The 26005-nt window shown below is 52.9% G+C and carries 24 protein-coding genes; 18 read left to right on the top strand and 6 right to left on the bottom strand.

The window, feature by feature from the left end; translation table 11 throughout:
* Positions 1 to 65: 65 nt before the first annotated feature.
* The 11 genes from hflX (at position 66) to rplI (ending at position 10714) form a co-directional block, all read left to right on the top strand.
* Complete coding sequence (gene hflX / locus HMPREF3119_RS17945; protein ID WP_070580467.1) at positions 66 to 1346, top strand: ribosome rescue GTPase HflX; 1281 nt, start codon at positions 66 to 68, stop codon at positions 1344 to 1346.
* A gap of 86 nt (positions 1347 to 1432) precedes the next feature.
* On the top strand, positions 1433 to 2710 hold the full coding sequence (gene hflK, locus HMPREF3119_RS17940) for an FtsH protease activity modulator HflK (protein WP_004234483.1): 1278 nt from the start codon (positions 1433 to 1435) through the stop codon (positions 2708 to 2710).
* A gap of 2 nt (positions 2711 to 2712) precedes the next feature.
* Complete coding sequence (hflC, locus tag HMPREF3119_RS17935; protein ID WP_004234484.1) at positions 2713 to 3726, top strand: protease modulator HflC; 1014 nt, start codon at positions 2713 to 2715, stop codon at positions 3724 to 3726.
* 191 nt (positions 3727 to 3917) lie between these two features.
* Positions 3918 to 5216 carry an adenylosuccinate synthase gene (locus HMPREF3119_RS17930; RefSeq protein WP_004241362.1) on the top strand — a complete coding sequence of 433 codons (1299 nt, stop codon included), beginning with the start codon at positions 3918 to 3920 and terminating at the stop codon, positions 5214 to 5216.
* Between the two features lie 206 nt (positions 5217 to 5422).
* Positions 5423 to 5851, top strand: coding sequence for a nitric oxide-sensing transcriptional repressor NsrR (gene nsrR / locus HMPREF3119_RS17925; protein ID WP_004241364.1), 429 nt, complete (start codon positions 5423 to 5425; stop codon positions 5849 to 5851).
* 27 nt (positions 5852 to 5878) lie between these two features.
* Positions 5879 to 8317: a ribonuclease R gene (gene rnr / locus HMPREF3119_RS17920; protein ID WP_070580465.1), complete on the top strand. Its 2439-nt coding sequence runs from the start codon at positions 5879 to 5881 to the stop codon at positions 8315 to 8317.
* A gap of 78 nt (positions 8318 to 8395) precedes the next feature.
* Positions 8396 to 9130 carry a 23S rRNA (guanosine(2251)-2'-O)-methyltransferase RlmB gene (rlmB, locus tag HMPREF3119_RS17915; RefSeq protein ID WP_004234494.1) on the top strand — a complete coding sequence of 245 codons (735 nt, stop codon included), beginning with the start codon at positions 8396 to 8398 and terminating at the stop codon, positions 9128 to 9130.
* 151 nt (positions 9131 to 9281) lie between these two features.
* Entirely contained in the window at positions 9282 to 9671 is a 390-nt protein-coding gene (rpsF, locus tag HMPREF3119_RS17910; RefSeq protein WP_004241366.1) for a 30S ribosomal protein S6, read from the top strand.
* Between the two features lie 5 nt (positions 9672 to 9676).
* Entirely contained in the window at positions 9677 to 9994 is a 318-nt protein-coding gene (gene priB, locus HMPREF3119_RS18980) for a primosomal replication protein N (RefSeq protein WP_045139169.1), read from the top strand.
* A 4-nt stretch (positions 9995 to 9998) separates the two neighbouring features.
* Positions 9999 to 10226: a 30S ribosomal protein S18 gene (gene rpsR / locus HMPREF3119_RS17905; RefSeq protein WP_004234502.1), complete on the top strand. Its 228-nt coding sequence runs from the start codon at positions 9999 to 10001 to the stop codon at positions 10224 to 10226.
* A gap of 38 nt (positions 10227 to 10264) precedes the next feature.
* The gene (gene rplI, locus HMPREF3119_RS17900) at positions 10265 to 10714 is read left to right on the top strand and encodes a 50S ribosomal protein L9 (RefSeq protein WP_004234503.1); all 450 of its coding nucleotides are present in this window, start codon (positions 10265 to 10267) and stop codon (positions 10712 to 10714) included.
* Positions 10715 to 10789: 75 nt separating this feature from the next.
* Here rplI and HMPREF3119_RS17895 read toward each other — a convergent pair whose 3' ends face one another.
* A complete protein-coding gene (locus HMPREF3119_RS17895) occupies positions 10790 to 11380 on the bottom strand; it encodes a LysM-like peptidoglycan-binding domain-containing protein (protein ID WP_225310132.1) in 591 nt (196 codons plus the stop codon).
* Positions 11381 to 11597: 217 nt separating this feature from the next.
* On the opposite strand from HMPREF3119_RS17895, the gene HMPREF3119_RS17890 reads away from it, so the two are divergent.
* From HMPREF3119_RS17890 to HMPREF3119_RS17880, 3 genes are all read left to right on the top strand, one after another.
* On the top strand, positions 11598 to 12218 hold the full coding sequence (locus HMPREF3119_RS17890; RefSeq protein ID WP_070580463.1) for a BamJ family beta-barrel-assembly machinery protein: 621 nt from the start codon (positions 11598 to 11600) through the stop codon (positions 12216 to 12218).
* A gap of 134 nt (positions 12219 to 12352) precedes the next feature.
* On the top strand, positions 12353 to 13093 hold the full coding sequence (gene cysQ / locus HMPREF3119_RS17885) for a 3'(2'),5'-bisphosphate nucleotidase CysQ (RefSeq protein WP_004234507.1): 741 nt from the start codon (positions 12353 to 12355) through the stop codon (positions 13091 to 13093).
* Positions 13094 to 13424: 331 nt separating this feature from the next.
* Positions 13425 to 13631 (top strand): DUF1107 domain-containing protein, encoded by a 207-nt coding sequence (locus HMPREF3119_RS17880; RefSeq protein ID WP_004234508.1) that lies wholly within the window; start codon positions 13425 to 13427, stop codon positions 13629 to 13631.
* A gap of 33 nt (positions 13632 to 13664) precedes the next feature.
* Here the strand turns inward: HMPREF3119_RS17880 and HMPREF3119_RS17875 are convergent, their stop codons facing one another.
* Both HMPREF3119_RS17875 and msrA read right to left on the bottom strand, forming a co-directional pair.
* The gene (locus tag HMPREF3119_RS17875) at positions 13665 to 15035 is read right to left on the bottom strand and encodes a polyamine export protein PaeA (protein WP_004241373.1); all 1371 of its coding nucleotides are present in this window, start codon (positions 15033 to 15035) and stop codon (positions 13665 to 13667) included.
* A 178-nt stretch (positions 15036 to 15213) separates the two neighbouring features.
* Positions 15214 to 15879 (bottom strand): peptide-methionine (S)-S-oxide reductase MsrA, encoded by a 666-nt coding sequence (msrA, locus tag HMPREF3119_RS17870; RefSeq protein WP_004241375.1) that lies wholly within the window; start codon positions 15877 to 15879, stop codon positions 15214 to 15216.
* A gap of 192 nt (positions 15880 to 16071) precedes the next feature.
* Here msrA and HMPREF3119_RS17865 point away from each other — a divergent pair, with 192 nt between their 5' ends.
* Genes HMPREF3119_RS17865 through HMPREF3119_RS17855 form a run of 3 tightly spaced genes read left to right on the top strand, consistent with a single transcriptional unit; the run spans position 16072 to position 21950 of the window.
* Positions 16072 to 17814 (top strand): autotransporter assembly complex protein TamA, encoded by a 1743-nt coding sequence (locus HMPREF3119_RS17865; protein ID WP_036413172.1) that lies wholly within the window; start codon positions 16072 to 16074, stop codon positions 17812 to 17814.
* On the top strand, positions 17814 to 21584 hold the full coding sequence (locus HMPREF3119_RS17860) for an autotransporter assembly complex protein TamB (RefSeq protein ID WP_070580461.1): 3771 nt from the start codon (positions 17814 to 17816) through the stop codon (positions 21582 to 21584). Before HMPREF3119_RS17865 ends, HMPREF3119_RS17860 begins: the two co-directional genes overlap by 1 nt.
* 3 nt (positions 21585 to 21587) lie before the next feature.
* On the top strand, positions 21588 to 21950 hold the full coding sequence (locus HMPREF3119_RS17855) for a gamma-glutamylcyclotransferase family protein (RefSeq protein WP_015422315.1): 363 nt from the start codon (positions 21588 to 21590) through the stop codon (positions 21948 to 21950).
* A gap of 67 nt (positions 21951 to 22017) precedes the next feature.
* Here HMPREF3119_RS17855 and ppa read toward each other — a convergent pair whose 3' ends face one another.
* On the bottom strand, positions 22018 to 22548 hold the full coding sequence (gene ppa, locus HMPREF3119_RS17850; RefSeq protein WP_004234518.1) for an inorganic diphosphatase: 531 nt from the start codon (positions 22546 to 22548) through the stop codon (positions 22018 to 22020).
* Between the two features lie 95 nt (positions 22549 to 22643).
* Entirely contained in the window at positions 22644 to 23657 is a 1014-nt protein-coding gene (gene fbp / locus HMPREF3119_RS17845; RefSeq protein WP_025154535.1) for a class 1 fructose-bisphosphatase, read from the bottom strand.
* A 167-nt stretch (positions 23658 to 23824) separates the two neighbouring features.
* On the opposite strand from fbp, the gene mpl reads away from it, so the two are divergent.
* Positions 23825 to 25177, top strand: a complete 1353-nt coding sequence (gene mpl, locus HMPREF3119_RS17840) for a UDP-N-acetylmuramate:L-alanyl-gamma-D-glutamyl-meso-diaminopimelate ligase (RefSeq protein WP_004234522.1) — start codon at positions 23825 to 23827, stop codon at positions 25175 to 25177.
* A gap of 67 nt (positions 25178 to 25244) precedes the next feature.
* On the opposite strand, the gene argR is transcribed toward mpl, so the two are convergent.
* Positions 25245 to 25715 carry a transcriptional regulator ArgR gene (gene argR, locus HMPREF3119_RS17835; RefSeq protein WP_004234524.1) on the bottom strand — a complete coding sequence of 157 codons (471 nt, stop codon included), beginning with the start codon at positions 25713 to 25715 and terminating at the stop codon, positions 25245 to 25247.
* Between the last annotated feature and the right edge of the window lie 290 nt (positions 25716 to 26005).

The raw sequence follows: 26005 nt of genomic DNA, 5'->3' as shown, positions 1-26005 counted from the left end.
AGGTAGGGAGACTTTACCTGTGTTTTTTCCTGCGTGTTTTTCACTCAGCCTGAGAGGTTCTGCCGTTGTTTGACAGGTATGAAGGCGGTGAACGGGCCGTACTGGTCCATATATTTTTCTCACAGGATAAGAACACTGATGATCTCAGTGAATTTGAATCCCTTGTGACATCCGCGGGTGTGACACCAGTTCAGATAGTCACCGGCAGCCGCAGTGCCCCGCACCCGAAATATTTTGCGGGTGAAGGTAAAGCGGAAGAGATTGCCGATGCTGTCACCGAAAGTGAAGCCGATGTGGTGCTCTTTAACCATGCCTTAAGTCCGGCGCAGGAACGCAACCTCGAGCGTTTGTGCCAGTGCAGGGTGGTTGACAGAACCGGGGTTATCCTCGATATCTTCGCCCAGCGGGCACGGACACATGAAGGTAAATTACAGGTGGAACTGGCGCAGTTACGCCATCTTTCCACGCGTCTGGTCCGCGGCTGGACGCACCTTGAACGTCAGAAAGGCGGGATTGGTCTGCGGGGGCCGGGTGAGACTCAGCTTGAGTCCGACCGCCGGATGCTGCGGGATAAAATCAAACAGATTTCAGGGCGTCTCGAAAAAGTGGAACGCCAGCGCGGACAAGGCCGTCAGGCGCGCAGTAAAGCGGATATTCCGACGGTGTCTCTGGTCGGTTACACCAACGCCGGGAAATCCAGTCTGTTTAATCACATAACTGATGCGAAAGTCTATGCTGCGGATCAGTTATTTGCGACACTCGATCCGACCCTGCGGCGGATTGATGTCGATGATGTCGGTACGGTGGTGCTGGCGGATACGGTCGGGTTTATCCGTCATCTGCCGCATGATCTGGTGGCGGCATTTAAAGCCACGCTGCAGGAAACCCGCGAAGCGACACTGCTGCTTCATGTGGTCGATGCGGCGGATAACCGTGTGGATGAAAATATTCATGCGGTTAATGCAGTTCTGGAAGAGATTGATGCACATGAAATTCCGGTTCTGATAGTGATGAATAAAATCGATATGCTGGACGATTTCGAACCGCGTATCGACAGAAATGAGGATAACCTGCCGGTCAGGGTCTGGCTTTCAGCACAGACCGGAGCAGGGATCCCGTTGTTGTTCCGGGCACTGACGGAACGCCTTTCCGGTGAGATCGCACACCTGGAATTGTGTCTGCCTCCGTCGGAGGGTCGTCTGCGCAGCCGTTTTTATCAGCTTCAGGCGATTGAACACGAGTGGCTTGATGATGACGGCCGGATTTGCCTTGAAATCAGGCTGCCCATTGTTGACTGGCGCCGCCTCTGCAAGCAGGAACAACAGTTAGCCGATTACGTTATCTGATTATCAGCGGCGTAATATATTAATTGAGAGCGCGTTTTTGTGCTCTTAGCCCTGAAAAACCGATCATAAAAGAGTGGAGCGAAGGCATGGCGTGGAATCAGCCCGGTAATAACGGACAGGACCGCGACCCGTGGGGGAGCAGCAATAAAGGCGGCAACTCCGACGGTAACAAAGGCGGCCGGAACCGTGGGGCATCTGATCTCGACGATCTGTTCCGGAAAATGAGCAGAAAACTCGGTGGTCTGGGTGGCGGTAAAGGCGGAAACAATAACGGGCAGTCCGGCGGGAACAATCGTCCTCCGGTACAGTTCGCGGGCGGACGTATTATCAGTCTCGCTATTGCCGCCGTTGTTGTTGTCTGGGCCGCAACCGGCTTCTATACGATTAAAGAAACGGAGCGCGGCGTGGTTACGCGTTTCGGTAAATTCAGTCATGTGGTTCAGCCGGGTCTGAACTGGAGACCGACCTTTATTGATCGCGTTACTGCGGTCGATGTGGCGACGGTCCAGGATCTGGCCACCAACGGCATGATGCTGACCGCTGACGAGAACGTGGTCCGCGTTAACATGAACGTGCAGTTCCAGGTAGTGAACCCGGAAGATTACCTCTTCAGCGTCACCAACCCGAACAACAGTCTGCGTCAGGCGATGGACAGCGCGGTGCGCGGGGTTATCGGTAAGTTCACCATGGAGAAAATCCTGACGGCGAACCGTACCGTGGTCCGTAACGAAACCCAGAAAGTCCTCGAAGAGACAATCAAGCCTTATAAAATGGGGATAGCGATTGTCGATGTCAACTTCCAGGAAGCGCGTCCGCCGGCTGAAGTTCAGGCTTCATTCGATGACGTGATTGCCGCGCGTGAAAACGAACAGCAGTCCATCCGTGAAGCGGAAGCTTACTCGAACGAAGTTCTGCCGCTGGCAAAAGGTAATGCGCAAAGTATGATCGAAAGCGCCCAGGCGTATAAAGCCAGTATCGTGCTGAAAGCGCGCGGTGAAGTGGCAAGCTTCTCGAAAATGCTGCCGGAATACCGTGCGGCACCGGATATCACCCGTGAACGTCTGTACATTGAGACAATGGAACGTGTGCTGAGCAATACCCGTAAAGTGATTGCCAATGATAAAAGCAACAGCATGATGGTGCTGCCGCTGGATCAGATTATGCGTGAGCAGAGAGCCGCCTCTCAGGCTGCACCGGCGAAAGCCGCTGCCACACCATCATCCGCCCCGGCAACACAGGCACCGGCAGGCCGTCAGGCACAAAACAGCAGCCAGAATCCGAATGTACCCGCTGAATACAACAACACGTATGATCTCAGCAGTTCGGGTATCCGTGGCAACACTGAACGCACAGGGAGACAATAATCATGCGTAAGTATTTAGCCGTTATTGTTATTCTGGTTTTAGGCGTTCTGTATGCGTCTGTCTTTACCGTTCAGCAGACCGAGCGCGGTATTGTGCTGCGCTTTGGCAAAGTTCTGCGTGATGCGGATAACAAACCGATTGTGTATGAGCCGGGTCTGCATCTGAAAGTGCCGTTTATTGAAACAGTGAAAATGCTGCCTGCCCGTATCCAGACACTGGATATCCAGGCTGACCGTTTCCTGACAAACGAAAACAAAGACCTGATCGTCGATTCCTACCTTAAATGGCGGATTAGTGATTTCAGCCTGTATTATCTCGCAACAAACAGCGGTAATATTAATCAGGCTGAAAACCTGCTGAAGCGTAAATTCAGTGACCGTCTGCGTTCTGAGTTCGGTCGTCTGAGCGTGAAAGAGATTGTGACGGATTCCCGCGGTACATTAACGACGGAAGTCAAAAATGCACTGAACGAAGGGAGCTCCGGTAACGATCCGCAGGCAACTGATGCTGATAACGCTATTGCCGATGCGGCAGCGCGTGTTCAGGAAGAAACCAAAGGCGCACAGCCGCAGGTGAATCCGAACAGTATGGCGGCGTTAGGTATCGAAGTGGTGGACGTCCGTATCAAGCAGATCAACCTGCCGGCGGAAGTCTCCGAAGCTATCTTCCAGCGTATGCGTGCAGAACGTGAAGCAGTGGCGCGTCGTCACCGCTCACAGGGTCTGGAAGAAGCCATGAAGATTCGTGCGGTGGCAGATAAAACCCGTACTGAAATCCTGGCCGAAGCGGAGCGCCAGTCACTCTCCCTGCGTGGTGCGGGTGATGCGGAAGCCGCTAAACTGTTTGCGGATGCATTCAGTCAGGATCCGGATTTCTATGCGTTTATCCGAAGCCTGCGTGCTTATGAGCAAAGCTTCAAACCCGATGGCAACGACATTATGGTGTTAAGCCCGGATACGGATTTCTTCCGTTACATGAAGGCACCGACATCATTGCGTCCGGCTTCAGGCCAGTAAGTCCGGTAACCGCATAACCGGTACTGAAAAATCGTCAGCATGCTGATGGTCGCACTCTGATGAAGAAAGCCCGCTTAGGCGGGCTTTATTATGGATATTGATCAGGTGACTTTCATAAAGTGGATAAAAAGTGCTGAAAGGGCGGTCATGAGATGCTAGAATCCTTTTTTAAGCAACCAGGTAAAAACGAAATGGGTAAGAACGTTGTCGTATTGGGCACCCAATGGGGTGACGAGGGCAAGGGCAAAATCGTCGACTTGCTGACTGAACGGGCTAAGTATGTTGTTCGTTATCAAGGTGGCCACAACGCGGGTCACACTCTGGTTATCAACGGTGAGAAAACCGTCCTGCATTTAATTCCGTCAGGTATTCTCCGCGAAAACGTCGTCAGCATCATTGCTAACGGTGTTGTACTCGCACCCGATGCACTGCTGAAAGAAATGACTGCACTGGAAGAGCGTGGTGTTCCGGTGCGCGAACGTCTGCTGATTTCTGAAGCATGTCCGCTGATCCTCCCTTATCATGTTGCGCTGGATAATGCCCGTGAGAAAGCACGCGGCGCGAAAGCTATCGGCACAACAGGGCGCGGTATCGGGCCTGCATACGAAGATAAAGTTGCCCGTCGCGGTCTGCGCGTGGGTGATCTCTTCGATAAAGAGACCTTCGCTCAGAAACTGAAAGAAATCCTTGAGTATCACAACTTCCAGTTAGTGAACTACTACAAAGAGCCTGCGGTTGACTATCAGAAAACCCTGGACGAAATCATGGCAGTTGCGGATATCCTGACCGGTATGGTTGTGGATGTCTCTGATCTGCTGTACAAAGCCACCGTTAACGGTGAGCTGGTGATGTTTGAAGGCGCGCAGGGTACACTGCTGGATATCGACCACGGTACCTATCCGTATGTGACTTCCTCAAACACCACTGCCGGCGGTGTTGCCACCGGTTCCGGTTTAGGTCCGCGTTATGTGGATTATGTTCTGGGTATCATCAAAGCTTACTCCACCCGCGTGGGTGCCGGTCCGTTCCCGACCGAACTGTTTGATGAAACTGGTGAATACCTGCGTACCAAAGGCCAGGAGTTCGGTGCGACCACCGGACGCAGCCGTCGTTGCGGCTGGCTGGACATCATTGCTATCCGCCGCGCTGTGCAGATCAACTCCCTGTCAGGGTTCTGCATGACCAAGCTGGATGTGCTGGATGGTCTGAAAGAAGTGAAAGTGTGTGTCGGTTACCGTTTACCGAATGGTGAAATCATCGAAACCACACCACTGGCTGCGGATAACTGGGAAGGCATCGAGCCTATCTATGAAGTGATGCCGGGCTGGACTGAAACCACCTTCGGGGCGAAGAGTCGCGAAGAACTGCCTCAGGCAGCACTGGATTACATCCGCCGCATTGAAGAACTGACAGGCGTTCCTGTTGATATTATTTCAACCGGTCCGGATCGTTCTGAAACGATGATCCTGCGCGACCCGTTCGACGCATAAGATCGTTCAGGTGATACCAGTCAGGGCCGGGCATGTTTGTCCGGCCTTTTGTTTTCTGACGCCGGGGGTTCTGACTATGTCATGACAGGAAATCCGGCGTTTTTAACGACAAATTTTGCTTAATAAGCAAAAGACACACATAATGATTATCCATTACTTATCATGTGATCCCCCCGCGCGGGATGACAGAATTTCCGGGGTAGAATGTGCAGTTAACCAGTTTTACAGATTATGGCTTGCGGGCGCTGATTTATATGGCGTCACTTCCTGATGGTAAAATGACCAGTATTACGGAAGTGACGGACGTTTACGGCGTATCGCGTAACCATATGGTCAAGATAATTAACCAATTGAGCCATTTGGGTTATGTCGAGGCGATTCGCGGCAAAAATGGCGGGATCCGCCTGGGAAAACCTGCTAATACTATAGGTATCGGTGAGGTTGTCCGCGCGCTCGAGCCGTTAACACTGGTGAACTGCAGCGGTGAATTCTGTCACATTACTCCGGCATGCAGACTGAAATCGGTACTGAATAAAGCCATCCGGGAGTTCTTACAAGAACTGGATAAACACACGCTCGCTGATATGGTGCAGGACAATCAGCATCTTTATAAATTGTTACTGACGGACGAATAACGCCGTTCAGAAACCACGGAGGATACAATGTCAGTGGAAAAACAATCAAACGACCCTTATCGTGAGCGCGAAGCGGAAAAATATGATTCCCCGATCGCGAGCCGTGAATTTATTCTTGAAACTGTCCGCCGTCACACCAAACCGGTGAGCCGCGAAGATATCGCACAGGAACTGGGGATCACCGGTGAAGAGGCTCAGGAAGCCCTGCGCCGCCGTCTGCGCGCCATGGAGCGTGACGGGCAGCTGGTCTTTACCCGCCGTCAGTGTTACGCACTGCCGGAACGTCTTGATTTAATTAAAGGAACCGTGATCGGCCACCGTGATGGCTTCGGGTTCCTGCGTGTCGAAGGACAAAAAGACGATCTCTACATCCCGCAGGATCAGATGAAACTATGCATCCACGGGGATGTGATCCTGGCCCAGGTCATGGGGGCTGATCGCAAAGGCCGCCGCGAAGCGCGCGTTGTGCGTGTGACCGAGCCGAAAACCGGCCAGATTGTCGGCCGTTACTTTACCGAAGAAGGCATGGGATTTGTCGTGCCGGATGACAGCCGTCTGTGCTTCGATATTCTGATCCCGAAAGAGTCAATTAACGGCGCACGGATGGGGAATATCGTGGTGGCGGAACTGACCCGCCGTCCGGGCAAACGGGTGCAGGCGCTCGGTGTTATCACCGAAGTGCTGGGCGAGAAAATGGGCACCAGTATTGCGGTGGATATTGCCCTGCGCAAACATGAAATTCCGTTCACCTGGCCTGCTCAGGTGGAACGTCAGGTCGCGGATATCCGCGAGGAAGTACCGGAATCCGCCAAAAAAGGCCGTGTTGATTTGCGCGATCTGCCGCTGGTCACTATCGACGGCGAAGATGCCCGTGACTTTGATGATGCGGTACACTGCGAAGCCAAACGCGGCGGCGGCTGGCGTCTGTGGGTGGCGATTGCTGACGTCAGTTATTATGTGCGTCCGCAGACGGCACTGGATGATGAAGCCCGCAGCCGGGGAACCTCGGTTTACTTCCCGTCACAGGTCGTACCGATGCTGCCGGAAGTGCTGTCGAATGGTGTCTGTTCACTGAACCCGCAGGTTGATCGCCTGTGTATGGTGTGTGAAATGACCATTTCGGCGAAAGGTAAGCTTTCCGGTTACCGTTTCTATGAAGCGGTAATGAGCTCCCACGCCCGTCTGACCTATACCAAGGTGTGGAAAATCCTCGAAGGGGATGAAGAGCTGCGCGAACACTATGCACCGCTGGTAAAACACCTGGAAGAGCTGCACAAACTCTATAAAGCACTGGCGGAAGCCCGTGACGAGCGCGGTGCGATTGCCTTTGAATCCGAAGAAGCGAAATTTATTTTCAATGCGGAAAAACGCATTGAGCGCATCGAACCGGTACTGCGCAACGATGCACACAAACTGATCGAAGAGTGCATGATCATGGCGAACGTTGCGGCGGCACGCTTTGTTGAGAAAAACAACGAACCGGCTCTGTACCGTGTGCATGATCGTCCGAAAGAGGACAGCGTCATCAATCTGCGCACCGTCTTTAATGAGCTGGGTCTGACCCTGCCGGGCGGCCTGACACCGGAACCGAAAGATTACGCCCGTGTCATGCTGGAAGTGGCGGAGCGTCCTGACCACGAGCTGTTACAGACCATGCTGCTGCGCTCGATGAAACAGGCAATTTATGATCCGGACAACCGTGGTCACTTCGGCCTGGCGTTACCGGCGTATGCCCACTTTACTTCACCAATCCGCCGTTATCCGGATCTGAGTCTGCACCGTGCGATTAAGTACCTGCTGGCAAAAGAGCGCGGCGAAGCGAAATCGCAGACCGGTGCGTGGCATTACGATATGCAGAGCATGCTTCAGCTCGGTGAACATACTTCCATGACGGAGCGCCGTGCCGATGAAGCCACCCGTGACGTGGCAGACTGGCTGAAGTGCGACTTTATGCAGGATCAGGTGGGGAATGTCTTTACCGGGCTTATCACCAGCGTGACCGGCTTCGGTTTCTTTGTCCGTCTGAACGACCTGTTTATCGATGGTCTGGTACACGTATCAACACTTGATAACGATTACTACCGCTACGATAATGTCGGCCAGCGTCTGATTGGTGAATCCTCCTCCAATGTGTACCGCCTGGGTGATGAAGTTGAAATCCGGGTGGAAGCGGTGCATATGGATGAGCGCACCATTGATTTCGCGCTGATTTCCACCACCCGCCGTGCCCGTAATGAAGGCAAAACCGCAAGAACCCGGGCCAAAGCCGGGGAGAAAGGGGATAAACGCCGGGACGGTAAGAAGGGGGAGCCCCGCCGTGACAAAAACTTCGAGCCGGACAGTGCGTTCCGTAAGAAGAAAAAAGACGACGGCCCGAAAGCCCCGAAAGGTAAAAAATCAGCCCGGACCAAAAAAATCGAGGCAAATATAAAGGCGAAACGCGCGAAGAAAAAAGCCGAAAAGTAACCGCCTTTGATTTGTATCTTCCCGTAATGAGGCGGTAACGCCTCATTACGCTTATTGTCCCGCAACAAACGGAACGTTATGAGTGAAATTATTTATGGTATCCACGCCGTGGATGCTCTGCTGGCGCGTGATCCCAGCCGTTTTCTTGAAGTCTTTATCTTAAAAGGGCGTGAAGACCGCCGCCTGACCCCGGTTGTGCATGCTCTGGAAGCGGCAGGTGTCCGCGTGCAGATGGCCAGCCGTCAGTGGATGGACAGCCAGACCGAAGGTGCCGTCCATCAGGGGATTATCGCCAAAGTCAGAGGCGGCCGTCAGTATCAGGAGCAGGATCTGCCTGATCTGCTGGCTGAGCATGAGACTCCGTTCCTGCTGGTACTTGACGGTGTGACTGATCCGCACAACCTGGGGGCCTGCCTGCGTACCGCCGATGCCGCCGGTGTACACGCGGTGATCATCCCGAAAGACCGTTCCGCGCAGCTGAATGCCACGGCTAAAAAAGTCGCCTGTGGTGCGGCGGAAAGCGTACCGCTTATCCGTGTCACTAACCTGGCCCGCACACTGCGTCAGCTGAAAGACGAAAATATCTGGGTTGTCGGCACTGCCGGTGAAGCCACCCATGATCTGTATCAGAGCAAAATGACCGGCCCGGTGGCGCTGGTGATGGGCGCGGAAGGGGAAGGCATGCGCCGTCTGACCCGCGACCTGTGCGATGAACTGATCAGCATTCCGATGGCCGGGTCAGTCTCTTCCCTGAACGTCTCGGTGGCAACAGGTGTCTGCCTGTTTGAGGCCGTGCGTCAGCGCGCAAAATAATCCCGCATCACACACTTATTACCTTGTCTTTTGGGGCGGGTATGAGTATAGTTATGCGTCAAATTTTTCAGCCGCACTTAAACAAGTTCCTTGCCTCTCAGGGTTGCGGTTGCCCGGACAGGAGGCTAATAATCCGTAAGGAGCACTACTAATGCGTCATTACGAAATCGTCTTCATGGTTCATCCGGACCAGAGCGAACAAGTACCGGCAATGATCGAGCGTTATAAAACTGCTATTACTAACGCAGAAGGTCAGATCCACCGTCTCGAAGACTGGGGTCGTCGCCAACTGGCTTACCCAATCAACAAACTGCACAAAGCGCACTACGTTCTGCTGAACGTTGAAGCTCCGCAGGAAGTGATTGACGAGCTGGAAACTATTTTCCGCTTCAATGATGCCGTTATCCGCAGCATGGTTATGCGCGTTAAGCACGCGGTGACTGAACCTTCTCCAATGGTTAAAGCGAAAGACGAACGTCGCCCGCGCGACATGTCTGACGACATTGAAGAAAATGATGAAGCTGAGGAAACTGAAGAGTAATAACGGTGTCCGCTAACCGTCTGGTGTTATCCGGCACAGTGTGCAGGGAACCCATCCGGAAAGTCAGCCCGGCCGGAATTCCGCATTGTCAGTTTGTGCTTGAGCACCGCTCACAACAGCAGGAAGCCGGACTCACACGGCAGGCATGGTGCAGAATGCCCGTGGTTGCCAGCGGACAGACGATCCAAACCATTACTCGCAGTATAACGGTCGGCAGTCAGATAACCGTTCAGGGATTCATAAGCACCCATCAGGGGCGAAATGGATTATCAAAACTGGTTCTTCATGCCGAACATATTGAATTGATAGATTCTGGAGACTAGCCATATGGCACGTTATTTCCGTCGTCGTAAATTCTGCCGTTTCACCGCAGAAGGCGTTCAAGAGATTGATTATAAAGACATCGCTACGCTGAAAAACTACATCACTGAAAGTGGTAAAATCGTACCAAGCCGTATCACCGGTACCAGTGCGAAATATCAGCGTCAGCTCGCTCGTGCTATCAAGCGTGCACGCTACCTGTCTTTACTGCCTTACACTGATCGTCATCAGTAATCGGCACAGTCCATTAATGACTTTAAGAGGATAAGGTAATGCAAGTTATTCTGCTTGATAAAGTAGCAAACCTGGGCAGCCTGGGCGACCAGGTAAATGTTAAATCTGGTTATGCACGTAACTACTTAGTACCGCAAGGTAAAGCAGTTCCTGCAACCAAGAAAAACATCGAATTCTTCGAAGCACGCCGCGCAGAACTGGAAGCTAAATTAGCTGACGTTCTGGCAGCAGCACACGCTCGTGCAGAAAAAATCAATGCCCTGGGCGTTGTGACTCTGTCTTCCAAAGCGGGTGACGAAGGTAAACTGTTCGGTTCTGTCGGTACCCGCGACATCGCTGATGCTGTAACTGCAGCAGGCGTTGAAGTGGCGAAAAGCGAAGTTCGTCTGCCAAACGGCGTTCTGCGTACTCTGGGTGATCACGAAGTTCACTTCCAGGTTCACAGCGACGTGTTTGCAGAACTGAATGTGAAGATTGTTGCTGAGTAATCTCTGATTACACGGTAAACATCTTTGAAAGACGCTGGCTCAGGCCAGCGTTTTTTTTTGCAGTAAAAACCGGTGTTAAGAGCGGCGGTAACTGCCGTCTTTCTGTCGCTTAAAGGTGGCGGACTGCCCGTTAGCCTTATCAATCCTCAGCACAGAGACCGTATTTCCCTTTCCTTTGGTCACACTGATTTTATCCCCTGCCTCCACCTGATTAAGCGGCTTCTGCGGCCCCTCAACGGCTGTCATGCGAAATAAGTCATCCACCGGTAACCCGTTGCTGCGAAAGACCTGGGCGATGGTCTGGCCCTTTTTGAGGGTGAAACGCAGTGCATCTGCCTGTGCAGGCACCGCAGCAGGAGCAGACTCTGCACTAACCGGCGGTGGTGTGGTCGCCGGTTGCGGAGCCGGTTCGGTATTCAGTACACCAGGCGGCAGATTATCCGGCAGCGGCAAATCCGGGATATCGGATGGTGCCTCCGGTAGTGTGCCGGTCTGTTCAGCTATCAGGTCACCTAACGGATCTGCCGGTGGCGTCAGTGTGATATTCTGAGGCGGAACGGTCACCGGCGGTTTCTGCGCGGCAGGCCAGAAAAACAGGATCAGCATGATAATCAGCGCAATGGCGGCGATAGCGTAAAGATGGCGCTTTGGCAGTAGTCTCATCATAATCTCCCGCTGTTCAGCATGAATAATTATCATCCGGTATTATTCCAGTGTAGCAGCAGACTTACTGAAATTATTCGGAATTAGTCCTGTTTTATAAATTGATTGTGCTGTTTTCCGGGAATCACCGTGTTGCATCAGCTTTCACTGATTATCGGGTTTACCGGGGTACATCCTGCTGTTATGCTTGTCCGTCTTACTTATTACTCAGGTATCTCTCATGACACAACCGACTTTTGACACGATGGAAGCACAGGCAAGCTACGGAATCGGCTTACAAATCGGCCAGCAATTACAGGAATCCGGACTGAGCGGATTAGTACCGGAAGCCATCCTGGCCGGTATCACCGACGCACTGGAAAATAACCAGCCGGCTGTGGCGGTGGATGTTCTGCATCGTGCCCTGCGTGAAATGCATGAGCGTGCTGATGCTGTCCGCAATGAAAAACAGGCTGAGCTGGTTAAAGACGGCATGCGTTTCCTGGAAGAAAACGCGAAGAAAGAAGGCGTTTCCACCACTGAAAGCGGCCTGCAGTTCTCTGTCATTAATCAGGGTGACGGCGCTATCCCGGCCCGCACTGACCGTGTCCGTGTTCACTACACCGGCCGTCTGATCGACGGTACTGTGTTTGAAAGCTCTGTACAGCGCGGCCAGCCGGCAGAATTCCCGGTAAACGGCGTGATCGCAGGCTGGATTGAAGCACTGACCCTGATGCCGGTCGGCTCCAAATGGGAACTGTATATCCCGAGCAACCTGGCTTACGGCGAGCGCGGTGCCGGTGCGGCAATCCCGCCGTACAGCACACTGGTATTCGAAGTGGAGCTGCTGGAGATCCTGTAATCTCTCTTTGTCAGCAATAACAGAATATGCGAAATGGCCGGTTTTCACCGGCCATTTTTATTTCTATACTCAGGTCTCCGGAGACGTGAACAGGATTACGCGACTCACTAACCGTTCTGTGAAAGAGGTGAAGGATGCTCAATCAAATTTGTCTGCTGGCCCGGCGGGCGGGCGATGCAATCATGGATATCTACCATCATCCCGACACACTGACCATCTCCGCCAAAGCGGATAACTCCCCCTTAACCGCTGCGGATTTAGCTGCGCATCACATTATCGTGCAGGAACTGAAGTCTCTGACACCGGACATCCCGGTGCTGTCAGAGGAAGATCCGCAGCCGTGGTCTGAGCGGCAGCACTGGACACAATACTGGCTGGTGGATCCGCTCGACGGCACCAAAGAATTTATCAGCCGCAACGGTGAATTTACGGTCAATATTGCCCTGATTTCAGACGGCGTACCGGTGATGGGCGTGGTGTATGCCCCGGTACCGGACGTGCTCTATCTGGCAGAAGGCAAACACGCCTGGCGTGAGCGGGGCGGGCAGCGGATGGCTGTCAAAGTGGTGAATACAGATCTGCCGATGGTGGTGATCAGCCGTTCACATCAGGATGCGGAACTGGCGGATTATCTGGAGCAACTGGGGCCGCATGAAACCCGCGCTATCGGCTCATCCCTCAAATTCTGCCTGGTGGCGGAAGGTAAGGCGCAGCTCTATCCCCGCTTTAACCCAACCCACATCTGGGATACGGCGGCCGGACACGCCGTTGCACTCGCGGCCGGAGCGCATATTACGGACTGGAGCGGAAAAACGCTCGACTATACACCGCGTGAATCGCTGATAAACCCGGGGTTCCGCGTCAGCAGTTTCTGACTGCCATTTTATTCCCGGATAACAGTGTAATTTGCATGGTTATGCAAATTACACTGATTTTTCCCCGCCTGTTAAATTCTGTATCTGCTGACATTGATCCCGATATTTCAGCCTCACATTATTTATAAAACTTATAGTAATTATGAGGTTATTATTTCATTATTATAGTGTGACGGTGATCGATTTTCACTCTTATTTGTGAAGTAAATCGTAGTGAAGTGTCATTTTATGTAAAAATAGTGATTAAATCATTTGATTAATGAACCCGGGTGGTAGAATTGAGTCATACCTTAGGCATGAAAGAAAAGGTAAAGGGGAGGACATAAGTACGATGAAAATTTTCGCCCGTTACAACCCGGCTCAGATCGCCCGCTACGTGAAAACTTTATTCCGTGGCCGCCTGTATATACAGGGGATGGGCGCGTTTGAATTTGATTACGGCAAGATTTTACCGCCGAAAATCAGAGACAAACGCCACCTGAGTGCAATGAGTGAAATTAATCAGCAGGTATCGTTGCTGCAGGCGCAGCTGGCGTAATCACAATACCTGTCTGATGAAGAAGGGTTAGTTTTACGGTTTCTGGTGCTGTTCGTTGTGTGCCACGTCAGACTGACCCTTTTTGCCGCTTTCCGCCGCTGACGGACGCGGGACAACCGGTGCATCCGGGATCCGTGTAACCAGCAGCTGGTCAATCTTGTAGTTGTCGATATCCACCACTTCAAACTTAAAGCCCGAGAATTTCACGGAATCGGTCCGTTTCGGGATACGGCGCAGCTTATACATCAGGAAGCCGGCGATGGTTTCGTAGTTGCTGTCATCCGGGAACTCATCAATATCCAGCACCCGCTGCACATCCTCAATCGGTGTACCGCCTTCAATCAGCCAGGAATTTTCATCACGGGCAACAATCTGTTCTTCCTGCCCCTGACCGACCAGATCTCCCATCAGGGTAATCATCACGTCATTGATAGTGATAACACCCATCACCATGGCGTATTCATTCAGAATGATTGCGAAGTCTTCCCCGGCATTTTTAAAGCTCTCCAGGGTGTCTGACAGGCTCAGGGTATCCGGGATCATCAGTGCCGGGCGGATTTGCACACCTTCATGCAGATTCAGGCTCTGGCCGTTCAGCACGCGGTTGAGCAGATCTTTGGAATCGACATAACCGAGCACATGATCCAGACCGCCGTCGCACACCAGGAATTTTGAGTGCGGCTGTGTGGAGATCTTCTCTTTGATGCTCTCTTCGTTTTCCTGCTTGTCGAAATAGACCACGCTCTCACGGGAGGTCATAGCAGACGGCACAGTACGGGATTCCAGCTCAAACACGTTTTCGATCAGTTCGTGCTCCTGCTTGCGCAGCACACCGGCGACCGCACCTGCTTCCACCACCGCGTAAATATCATCAGAAGTGATATCTTCATTTCGCGCCAGCGGGATTTTGAATAATTTAAAGAACAGGTTGGATAATCCGTTAAACAGCCAGGCCAGCGGGCGCAGTACTGTCAGGCAAAAACGCATCGGCTGGACAATCCGGATGGCGACCGCTTCCGGTTTGATCATCCCGAGACGTTTCGGGGTCAGATCCGCCAGCAGGATAAACATGGAGGTTACGATAATAAATGACAATACCGAGCCGAGCTGCTGTGCGGCGGCATCGGCCATAAAATTGCCGAACAGGGTGCGCAGCGCCGGTGAAAAGGCCGATTCACCGACAATACCGGCGAGGATCGCCACGGCGTTCAGGCCGATTTGCACCACGGTGAAGAACATTCCCGGTGCTTCCTGTAAACGGAGCACATGGGCGGCATTGGTATTGCCTTCGTCAATCATGACTTTGAGTTTGATACGCCGCGAGGCGGCCAGTGATATTTCAGATAACGAAAAGAATGCGCTGATCGCGCAGAGTAACAGGACGATTAATAAACTATTTAACATATAAGTTCCGAATGGCCGGCACGATTGCCTCTGGGCGCGCTGTTGTTGATTATGCGTGGCGACCGGTTATTTTAGATATATAGAGCATAAGTATCGGATATTAAAAAAGAAAGGCGCACAGAACATCCAATTTGTCTGTGCGCGGATGTGCAGTATAGCACCGGAACGGGAAAAGCGGCTAGTTTCTCAGCGAAGGCGGAAGACAAACACCGATCCCGCCGAGCCCGCAGTAGCCTTCCGGGTTCTTATCCAGGTATTGCTGGTGGTAATCCTCCGCCACATAAAACGGGCCGAGCGGGCGGATGGCCGTGGTGATACTGCGGCTGTCGTTATTGTCATTCATCGCCTGCTGATACTGCTCACGGGAGGCAAGTGCCTGCACGCGCTGGCTGTCAGACTGGGTATAGATAGCAGAACGGTACTGTGAGCCGATATCGCCGCCCTGTTTCATGCCCTGTGCCGGGTCGTGGTTTTCCCAGAACAGACGCAGCAGATCGGCATAGCTGATAACGGACGGGTCATACACAATGCGGACGGCTTCAGCATGACCGGTGTTGCCGGTGCAGACGCCTTCATAGGACGGGTTCTTTGTCGTACCACCGGTGTAACCGGCGGTGGTGCTGTACACGCCCGGCTGCTGCCAGAACAGGCGCTCCACGCCCCAGAAGCAGCCCATAGCGAAATACGCGGTATCAAAGCCGTCAGGCACATGGTTCACATCATGGCCGGTTACGGTATGGCGCGGGCTGATGGTCAGTGCCACAGCGCTGTCCGGCAGTGCATCAGCGGCGGAAACAGGAGATACAACAGTGTCCTGCGGGTATTGAGTGGTGTTTTGTGTCATTTGCGGTGGCTCCTGTTTTAAGAATAATCGGTGCATTATCAGCAGATTTCAGGTTATTTATCTTATGTATCTATAGTAAACTTCAAATTATTTTCATTTATACCCTTATTCATTCACATTACCGGTTCGTTGGCTGTATTCTGAATGAATAAAGGTATATCTCAGTCAAATCGCAGAAATTCAGGAGTTGATGTGATCCGGTACCCTCTTGTTTGTGTTGTCGCTGTGTCTCTCACATCCCCTCTGGCATATAGTGCAAATCTTCGCTTAAAAGTGGAAGGGCTCAGCGGGCAACTTGAAAAAAATGCAAGAGTCCAGCTTTCCACTATCACGACCGATGAGGTCGTGGCTGACGGCCGTTTTCGTGCCCGGGTGGAAAAAGCCATCAAAGAAGGGCTTCGTCCGCTGGGGTATTATGAGCCGGTGATCACCTTTGATTATCAGGACAATGCACCGCCTGCACGGCCGGTGTTGTATGCCCGTGTCGTCCCGGGGGAACCTGTTAAAATTGCCGGGGTTACCGTGGATATCGAAGGCGCGGCAAAAACCGATCCCGCATTCAAAAAATTCATTACCAAAAATACACCTGAAACCGGGACTGTCGTCAATCACGGCGAGTACGAAAGTTTTAAAAGCGGATTATCAGGGCTTGCCTTAAAACGCGGCTATTTTGATGCCGAAATGGAAAAAAGCCAGCTCGGCATTGCGCTTTCCCGTCATGCGGCCTACTGGGATTTTGTGTTCAACAGCGGCAAACGATACCGTTTCGGGAAAGTGAATTACCAGGGCTCGCAAATCAGCGATGAATACCTGGAAGGTTTGGTGCCGTTTAAAGAAGGCGATTACTACACCTCTGATCAACTGGCCGAATTTAACCGTCTGCTGGCGGAAACCGGCTGGTTCCAGTCCGCGATCGTCACCCCGGATATTGCAAAGGCCCGGGCGGATAACAGTGATTATCTGACCATGGATGCCTCATTCACTCCGCGGGCACAGAACTTTGTTGAGCTGGGCGGCGGCTTTGCCACTGATGTGGGGCCGCGTGTTCAGGCGAAATGGAATAAGCCGTGGGTGAATTCCAGCGGCCACAGCCTGACCTCCAGTATCAGCCTGTCCGCGCCGGAACAGATTATTGATACCTCTTACCGCATCCCGCTGAAGGTCAACCCGATTGAGCAGTATTACGCCGTCTCCGGCGGGTATAAGCGTACCGACCTGAATGATACCAAAGCCGATACCGCGACAGTCAGTGTTTCCCGTAACTGGGATTTATCCACCGGCTGGCAGTACGGTATCAATATGCGCTGGAGTCTCAGCCACTTTACCCAGGCGGATATCACCAACACCACCATGCTGCTCTATCCGGGGGTGAATGTCAGCCGTGTCCGTTCGCGGGGCGGGATGATGCCATCCTGGGGGGACAGTCAGCGCTACTCAGTGGATGTTTCCAATGAAATGTGGGGCTCGGATGTGGATTTTTCCATTTTCCGCGCCCGTAACGTCTGGGTGAGAACGCCGTGGGATGGTCACCGCTTTGTGATGCGCGGCAACCTCGGCTGGATTGAAACCAATAATTTCGACAAGGTCCCGCCGGATCTGCGTTTCTTCGCCGGTGGCGATGGCAGTATCCGGGGTTACCGTTACAACAAAATCTCACCGGAAGATTCTGACGGCAAACTGACCGGGGGCTCGCGGCTGGTGGTCGGCTCGCTGGAATACCAGTACAACGTAACCGGAAACTGGTGGGGCGCGGTGTTTGTGGACAGCGGTGAAGTGGTGAACGATATCAAACGGAGTAATTTCAAAACCGGTGCCGGTGTCGGGGTGCGCTGGGCATCGCCGGTCGGGCCGATCAAATTTGACCTTGCCGCGCCGGTAGGTGATAACGAAACGAAAAATATCCAGTTTTACATCGGTTTGGGGGCAGAACTCTGATGAAATGGCTGAAGTATCTGAAATGGCCGGCAATCATTCTGCTGGTTCTCATTCTGCTGACTGGCGGCACACTCGGCTGGATCCTGGGGACACAGTCCGGCCTGCATTTTGCACTGAATCTTGCACCGCGTGTGGTCTCCGGCCTGGCTATCGGTCAGGTTGAGGGTGATCTGCGTAATCTGACCCTGAAGCAGGTGAAATACACCATGCCGGGTATTGATGTCAGCGTGGATAAGGTGAACCTGGCGCTGCGCCTGAGCTGCCTGAAAGACATGACACTCTGTGTTGAAAACCTCAGCACGGACGGTACGCGGGTTGCTGTCGATACGGCAAAACTGCCGCCGTCAGAAGAAACCCCGCCGTCAGAGCCGCTGACAGAGCTGAATGCACCGCTGACCATTTTCCTGGATTCTCTCTCCGTGACCAACACTCAGGTCACCGTGGATGATATGGCGGTAAATCTGGATACCTTCCGCACCGCCATGACCTGGCAGGGCGACCAGCTGACCCTGAAACCCACGGTGATTAATGCCCTTTCTGTTGTGCTGCCGAAAAGTGACCCGGCTGCGGCAGAAGAACCGGCGCCGGCAGCGGATGCACCGGAGAAGCCGTTAGGTGAAACCATCAGTGAGATTTTTGCTCAGCCGATGCTGGCAGAACTGCCGGAGGTTATTCTGCCGCTGAATATCTCAGTGGAAGGTATTTCCGGTGAAAACTGGCAGGTGAGCGGTGATGCACCGGTAACCCTCAATTCCCTGCATCTGGCATTGTTTAACAAAGGGCAGGTGCTGACCCTCAGCGATCTGTCTGCGGATGCGCCACAGGGCAATATCGCGGTCAGCGGGGAAGTGGCGCTCAGTGAAAAATGGCCGGTGGCGTTGTCGGTGAAAGGTCATGTCCGTGATTTTGAGGAGTTCAGCGGGCAGGATCTCGATCTTACCCTGAACGGCGGACTGCTCGATGAGCTGAAACTGGCACTGGCACTGAAAGGGCCGGTCAATGCCACGCTGGATGCACAGACCAACCTGACACAGGCCGATCTGCCGCTGCTGCTGACCCTGGAGAGTCAGAAAGTCAGCTGGCCGCTGACCGGTGAGGCGGATTATCAGCTTGATGGCGTGAAACTGCGCCTTAACGGGAAAGTGAGCGGTTACGACCTCTCCCTGCGTTCGGATATCAAAGGAAAGGACATCCCGCCTGCGCTGCTGACGCTGGATGCGAAAGGGAATACTGAACAGCTGAATCTTACCCGGCTGCGCCTGAATGCGTTACAGGGCTTTGCGGAAGTGACCGGGGTGGCGGACTGGCAGAAAGCCATCAGCTGGCAGGCGGTTCTGACGCTCTCCGGGCTGAATACCGCAAAAGCCTATCCGGAGTGGCCGGCCAAAGTGGGCGGCAAAATCAGTACCCGGGGCAGCCTGTACGGTGGTAACTGGGAGCTTGAAATCCCGGATATCACCCTTGACGGCAAAGTGAAAACCTATCCGCTGAAAGCGCGCGGTAATGTGAAAGGTAACGCAGGCGGTCAGTGGACAATCCCGGATCTGAAACTGGCACTGGGTAACAATAAACTGGATGTGCGGGGCGAGCTGGCAGATGCCTGGAAGCTGGATGCGGATATCAATGCACCGGCGCTCGGCGGCCTGGTTCCGGGGCTGGCGGGAACGGTCAAAGGGAAGCTCAATGTCCGTGGCAATATGGAAAAACCACAGATCCTCGCCGACCTGGCTGTTCACAGCCTGAAATGGCAAAACGATCTGTCGGTGGCGGATGCGAAAATCAAAGGGGATATCACCTCCGCAGAGCAGATCAAAGGCCAGCTGGATGTGACGGTGAATCAGCTGAAGCAGGCCGATCTGGTGATCAGCAACCTGACCCTGAATGCCAAAGGTACCGAAGCACAGCACCAGCTGAAACTGACCATGAAAGGCGAGCCGGTCTCGGCACAACTGATGCTGAACGGCGGATTTGACCGTAAAACCGAAACCTGGAAAGGTACGCTGAATAACACCCGCTTTGACACACCGGTGGGTGAATGGTCGCTCAGCAAGGTAATGGCGCTGACTTATCTGAATGAAAAACAGGAAGTGACTATCGGCACCCATTGCTGGGTGAATCCGGATGCCCGTATCTGTGTGCCGAAACCGATCACCGCAGGAGCTTCCGGTAATGCATCGGTTGCCCTTGAACGTTTTGATCTGGCGATGATTAAACCATTCCTTGGCCCGGATACCCGGCTGGATGGTGTATTCAGCGGTAATGCCAATGTCCGCTGGTTTGCGGACGGCTCACAGCCGGTGGTGGATGCATCCCTGAAAGGCAACGGTGTGAAGGTGGTGCAGAACCTCGACGGCACGAATCTGCCGGTCGCGTTTGACACCCTGACCATGACCACCGCCATGAAGAACGGCAAACTGAATCTTCAGTGGCTGATTGCTATTGCCGGTAACGGAAAGATTAACGGTAATGTCCAGATTTCTGATCTGGAGAAACGCCGTCAGCTGAGCGGGAATGTCGGGATCGATAATATCTCGCTGGATCTGCTGAAACCATTGCTCGGCAAAGGGGATAAAGCCACCGGGCGGCTGAATGCGGGGCTGCGTCTGGGCGGTAATGCTGCATCACCGCTGCTGTTTGGCCAGCTGGGATTATCAGATCTCGCCGTCAGCGGCCGTCTGCTGCCGTTTGATATCACAACCGGCGGACTGACCGTGAACTTTGATGGCGCCCGTTCTGATCTCAGCGGAAACATCAAAACGCCGGAAGGGTATCTCAACCTCAGCGGTAACGCGGACTGGCGCAGAATGGATGCCTGGAGTGCGCGGATCTTCGCACAGGGTGACAAACTGCGCGTTTCCCTGCCGCCGATGATCCGGATTGATGTCAGCCCGGATCTGGTCTTTGAAGCCACACCGTCGATGCTGAAGCTGGACGGAACGGTCAATATTCCGTGGGCGCGGATCACCGTGCATGAAGTACCGGAGTCCGCCGTCAGCGCCACATCCGACGAAGTGATGCTGGATGACAACTTACAGCCAATCCGTGAGAAACAGACCAGTATTCCGATCCTGAGTAATCTGCGGATCCATATCGGTGATGATGTGCTGCTCGATGCCTTTGGTCTGAAAGCAAAACTGACCGGGGATCTGAAAGTCGCCCAGGATAAACAGGGTCTGGGGCTCAACGGCCAGGTGGATATTCCGCGCGGGCGTTTCCATGCTTACGGGCAGGATCTGCTGGTGCGCAAAGGACAGATCCTGTTCTCCGGTCCGGCTGATCAGCCGTTCCTTAATCTGGAAGCTATCCGTAACCCGGATAACACTGCTAACGGCGTGATCGCGGGTGTCCGGGTGACCGGGCTTGCCGACAGACCGAAAGTGGAAATATTTTCTGATCCGGCCATGTCCCAGGAAAATGCGCTCTCTTATCTGCTGCGCGGTGAGGGGCTGGATTCCGGTGACGCAGACAGTTCGCAGATGACATCCATGCTTATCAGCCTAGGGGTGGCACAAAGCGGGCAGTTAGTCGGAAAAATTGGTGAAACATTCGGTATTTCGGATCTGGCGCTGGATACCCAGGGCGTGGGCGATAAGTCGCAGGTTGTGGTCAGCGGTAAGATAACCAACGACCTGCAGGTAAAATATGGTGTCGGTATATTTGACTCTTTAGCGACCTTAACGTTACGCTATAGGTTAATGCCCAGGTTATATCTGGAAGCGGTGTCTGGTGTTAACCAGGCGATCGATCTGCTTTATCAGTTTGAGTTTTAATATATGCGAGTGATCGTTTATGGCAGTTTGCGGCAGAAACAGGGCAACCATCATTGGATGACCTATGCCGCCCTGCTGGGAGAATATACGCTTGAAGGCTATGACCTGTATGATTTGGGACACTATCCTGCGGTGGTACCGGGAACCGGTTCGATCGAATGTGAAGTGTACCGGATCTCCTCGTCGATCCTGACTGAGCTGGATGAATTAAAAAAAGATGGTCAGGATTACCGGCGTGAATTGGTTTCAACGCCGTACGGCAGTGCCTGGATTTACTTATATCAGCGTCCGGTGGACGGACTGGTGAAGATAAATTGCGGGGACTGGCTGAAACGGCACGAGGCAGAAGGCCCGGAAAGCGAATGATTTCCCTGTGAATAAAAAAACCGCTGTGAAAACAGCGGTTTTTTTTGTCTCTGAAACGGACTGCGGATTATTTTTTCGCAGCGCGTTCGAAAGAAGCAATGATTTCAGCTTTGGCGGCAGCAGCATCTTCCCAGCCGTCAACTTTCACCCATTTGCCTTTTTCGAGATCTTTGTAGTGCTCGAAGAAGTGAGTGATCTGAGCTTTCAGCAGCTCAGGCAGATCGTTCACATCTTTAATGTGATCGTATTCTTTGCTCAGTTTGGTGTGCGGAACCGCAACCAGTTTGGCATCTTCACCGGATTCGTCGGTCATTTTCAGCACGCCGACAGGACGGCAGCGGATCACTGAACCCGGCTGTAACGGATACGGAGTCGGAACCAGCACGTCTACCGGATCACCATCCAGAGATAAGGTGTGGTTGATGTAACCGTAGTTACACGGGTAGAACATAGCGGTTGACATGAAACGGTCAACAAACAGTGCACCGGATTCTTTATCAACTTCGTATTTAATCGGATCTGCGTTGGCAGGGATTTCGATAACAACATAGATATCTTCTGGCAGCTCTTTACCTGCCGGAACATTATTCAGGCTCATGAACGGATTCCTTAATCTTCAGAACAAATAGCGTGGCAGATATTATAACGAAAAAAAGGCGGTGGTATACCGCCTTTTCCTTCGCTTACTGTTGGTTACTTCCCGTTTTCGTCCGGGAATTCCGCCATAAAGCTTTCGGCTTTCTCTACCATTGCGCGGGTACCGACAAAGTACGGCGAACGCTGGTGGAGTTTTTCCGGAATGATATCGAGGATACGGTTCTTACCGTCACTTGCTTTACCGCCGGCCTGTTCCGCGAGGAATGACATCGGGTTGCACTCATACAGCAGACGCAGTTTGCCGTTCGGGTGGCTTGCGGTGCTCGGGTAGATGTAAATTCCGCCCTTGAGCAGGTTGCGGTGGAAATCCGCCACCAGAGAGCCGATATAACGGGTGGTGTACGGGCGGTCAGTTGCCGGATCTTCTTCTTGGCAGTATTTGATGTATTTTTTCACGCCGACAGGGAAACGGATGTAGTTCCCTTCGTTGATGGAATACATTTTACCGTTTTCCGGGAATTTCATATCCGCCTGGCACAGGCAGAACACACCCAGAGACGGGTCATAGGTGAAGGCGTGAACACCGTTACCGGTGGTATAAACCAGCATGGTGGAAGAGCCGTAAACCACATAACCGGCAGCAACCTGGCGGTTACCCGGCTGGAGGAAGTCAGCTTCGGTGACCGGCTGGCCCAGCGGGGTGATACGGTGATAAATAGAGAAAATAGTACCGACTGACACATTCACATCAATATTGGATGAGCCGTCGAGCGGATCCATCAGAACCACATATTTGGCGTTTTCCGCACGGCCGCCCTCAAAAACAACAATGTCGTCTTCTTCTTCGGAGGCAATACCGGCAACTTCACCACGGGCTTTCAGCGCGGCTTTCAGTTTCTCGTTGGCATAGAGATCCAGTTTCATCTGGACTTCGCCCTGCACGTTTGAGATACCATTAGTACCAAGGATATCAACCAGCCCGGCTTTGTTGATATCACGGTGAATAATCTTAGCGCCTAACTTAATCGCGGAGAGGAGTGCAGTCAGTTCTCCGGTGGCGTGAGAAAAGTCCTGCTGTTTTTCGACGATAAATTCGCCTAATGTTTTCATGACGTACGTCCTGAAGTGGGTGAAATAAAAGTATTACGAAAGCGGTTGCCCGTAAACGCGGGTGCAAGTTTAGCCAAAGAAAATCATAATTGATAGGCTAATCCGTTTCAGTTCTTTTGAGAGATGGTTAGAATAGTGACCAACGTCATGCTATTGGATAAAAAATAATGCATATTCATATTCTCGGTATCTGCGGCACCTTCATGGGCAGCCTGGCTATCCTGGCCCGTGCACAGGGGCACAAAGTGACCGGTTCGGATCAGAATGTCTACCCGCCGATGAGTGATTTACTGACAGAGCAGGGGATCGAGCTGATTCAGGGTTATGACCCGGCTCAGCTGACGCCGCGCCCGGATATGGTGGTGATCGGCAATGCCATGAAACGCGGAAACCCGTGTGTCGAGGCGGTGCTGAACCAGGGAATTCCTTACACTTCAGGGCCGCAGTGGCTGCATGACCATGTACTGCCGGAGCGCTGGGTGCTGGCGGTTGCCGGGACTCACGGCAAAACCACCACTGCAGGTATGCTGGCGTGGATTCTGGAAGACTGCGGCTATCAGCCGGGCTTTCTGATCGGCGGTGTCCCGGGGAACTTTGATGTTTCCGCCACGCTGGGTAACAGTCCGTTCTTTGTTATCGAAGCGGATGAATATGACTGTGCATTCTTTGATAAGCGCTCAAAATTTGTTCACTACAGCCCGCGCACACTGCTGCTCAACAACCTCGAGTTTGATCACGCGGATATCTTTGAAAACCTCGCGGCGATTGAAAAACAGTTCCATCATCTGGTACGTGTGGTGCCGGGTGACGGCAAAATTATCGCCCCGGCGCAGGATGCCAATCTGAAACAGGTGCTCAGTATGGGCTGCTGGAGTGAGGAAGAATACACCGGCGACAACGCCCGCTGGCAGGCAGAGAAAGTCACCAACGACTGCGGTGAGTTCGATGTGCGTTATGACGGTGAAATCAGCGGTCGTGTGACCTGGGGACTGGTGGGCGAGCATAATATGCAGAACGCCCTGATGGCGGTGGCTGCCGCACATCACGTCGGTGTGCCGGTCGCGGAAGCCTGCCGTGCGCTGGGTAAATTTATCAACGCCCGCCGCCGCCTTGAGCTGCGCGGTGAGGTGAACGGTATCAGTGTCTATGATGACTTTGCGCATCACCCGACGGCGATTCTGGCCACATTACAGGCGCTGCGCAGTAAAGTCGGCGGTACCGCCCGCATCCTGGTGGTTCTGGAGCCGCGTTCAAACACCATGAAAATGGGGATCAGCAAAGACGATATCGCGCCTGCGCTGGGTCGTGCGGATGAAGTCTTTATCTTCCAGCCGGCGAATATTCCGTGGCTGGTCAGTGAAATTACCGAGCGTTGTGTACAACCGGCATACTGGAGCGGTGACCTGGATGCGCTGACCAATATGGTGGCCGAACATGCACAGCCGGGGGATCATATCCTGGTGATGAGCAACGGCAGCTTCGGTGGTATCCACGATAAACTGCTGGAAAAACTGAAGTAATCTGAGCAAGAATAAAAAACCGCGCGGTGCATCAGTACCACGCGGTTTTTTTATGATTAACGGCGGATTACAGTTCCTGCTCGAACAGGGCGAGAATCGCTTCGTAGAGCTGTTCTGTGGTGAAATCTTTGGCCGGTGTCGAGAAAATAGTGTCATCCCCGGCGATACTGCCGAGAATGCCCTCGGATTTGCCGATGGAGTCCAGCAGACGGGCAATCAGCTGTGCTGCTCCCGGACTGGTACGGATAACCACAACCGAGTCATTGTAATCAATATCCAGCACCAGGTTTTTTAACGGGCTGGTGGCTGTCGGAACACCCAGTTCCGCAGGCAGACAGTAAACCATTTCCATTTTCGCGTTACGGGTGCGGACAGCACCGAACTTGGTCAGCATCCTGGAAATCTTGGACTGGTTAATATTCTCAAAGCCCTCTTCCTGCAGGGCGGTGACGATCTCCCCCTGAGAGCTGAATTTCTCTTCTTTCAACAGCGCCTTAAACGCCTTGATCAGATCTTCCTGTTTAGAAGGTGCGCGCATAGTCTTTCCTGCAAATTTGGATACGAACCTTATTATTATGCGGAAAAATGCATTTTTATGCAAATTAAACCCTGTGGTCTGACCGGGGGAAACCGCATTAATGGTCAAAACTGGTGATCAGCTCACGTAATTGACATTGCTTATGACTCTGACCGGGTTATCACCGGAGGTAAATATATTGTTAATTAAATGAGGTTGTTATCAGTTACGCATCGGTATATTAACGTGCATGACTATAAGTGCACTTAAAGTAAAATAATTGTCAAAATAGTGTTCCTTATCTCATTAAC

The organism is Morganella sp. HMSC11D09, assembly GCF_001807955.1.
Taxonomy (GTDB): Bacteria; Pseudomonadota; Gammaproteobacteria; order Enterobacterales; family Enterobacteriaceae; genus Morganella; species Morganella morganii.
Note: the sequence above shows the minus strand (reverse complement) of the source record. Positions and strands in the feature narration are given on the sequence as shown.

What these genes read in the sequence shown, in the direction of transcription:
- hflK (WP_004234483.1), top strand. Translation starts at nt 1,433, where the DNA reads ATGGCGTGGAATCAGCCCGGTAATAACGGACAGGACCGCGACCCGTGG.
- hflC (WP_004234484.1), top strand. Translation starts at nt 2,713, where the DNA reads ATGCGTAAGTATTTAGCCGTTATTGTTATTCTGGTTTTAGGCGTTCTG.
- HMPREF3119_RS17930 (WP_004241362.1), top strand. Translation starts at nt 3,918, where the DNA reads ATGGGTAAGAACGTTGTCGTATTGGGCACCCAATGGGGTGACGAGGGC.
- rnr (WP_070580465.1), top strand. Translation starts at nt 5,879, where the DNA reads ATGTCAGTGGAAAAACAATCAAACGACCCTTATCGTGAGCGCGAAGCG.
- rlmB (WP_004234494.1), top strand. Translation starts at nt 8,396, where the DNA reads ATGAGTGAAATTATTTATGGTATCCACGCCGTGGATGCTCTGCTGGCG.
- rpsF (WP_004241366.1), top strand. Translation starts at nt 9,282, where the DNA reads ATGCGTCATTACGAAATCGTCTTCATGGTTCATCCGGACCAGAGCGAA.
- rpsR (WP_004234502.1), top strand. Translation starts at nt 9,999, where the DNA reads ATGGCACGTTATTTCCGTCGTCGTAAATTCTGCCGTTTCACCGCAGAA.
- rplI (WP_004234503.1), top strand. Translation starts at nt 10,265, where the DNA reads ATGCAAGTTATTCTGCTTGATAAAGTAGCAAACCTGGGCAGCCTGGGC.
- HMPREF3119_RS17895 (WP_225310132.1), bottom strand. Translation starts at nt 11,380, where the DNA reads ATGATGAGACTACTGCCAAAGCGCCATCTTTACGCTATCGCCGCCATT.
- HMPREF3119_RS17890 (WP_070580463.1), top strand. Translation starts at nt 11,598, where the DNA reads ATGACACAACCGACTTTTGACACGATGGAAGCACAGGCAAGCTACGGA.
- cysQ (WP_004234507.1), top strand. Translation starts at nt 12,353, where the DNA reads ATGCTCAATCAAATTTGTCTGCTGGCCCGGCGGGCGGGCGATGCAATC.
- HMPREF3119_RS17880 (WP_004234508.1), top strand. Translation starts at nt 13,425, where the DNA reads ATGAAAATTTTCGCCCGTTACAACCCGGCTCAGATCGCCCGCTACGTG.
- HMPREF3119_RS17875 (WP_004241373.1), bottom strand. Translation starts at nt 15,035, where the DNA reads ATGTTAAATAGTTTATTAATCGTCCTGTTACTCTGCGCGATCAGCGCA.
- msrA (WP_004241375.1), bottom strand. Translation starts at nt 15,879, where the DNA reads ATGACACAAAACACCACTCAATACCCGCAGGACACTGTTGTATCTCCT.
- HMPREF3119_RS17860 (WP_070580461.1), top strand. Translation starts at nt 17,814, where the DNA reads ATGAAATGGCTGAAGTATCTGAAATGGCCGGCAATCATTCTGCTGGTT.
- HMPREF3119_RS17855 (WP_015422315.1), top strand. Translation starts at nt 21,588, where the DNA reads ATGCGAGTGATCGTTTATGGCAGTTTGCGGCAGAAACAGGGCAACCAT.
- ppa (WP_004234518.1), bottom strand. Translation starts at nt 22,548, where the DNA reads ATGAGCCTGAATAATGTTCCGGCAGGTAAAGAGCTGCCAGAAGATATC.
- fbp (WP_025154535.1), bottom strand. Translation starts at nt 23,657, where the DNA reads ATGAAAACATTAGGCGAATTTATCGTCGAAAAACAGCAGGACTTTTCT.
- mpl (WP_004234522.1), top strand. Translation starts at nt 23,825, where the DNA reads ATGCATATTCATATTCTCGGTATCTGCGGCACCTTCATGGGCAGCCTG.
- argR (WP_004234524.1), bottom strand. Translation starts at nt 25,715, where the DNA reads ATGCGCGCACCTTCTAAACAGGAAGATCTGATCAAGGCGTTTAAGGCG.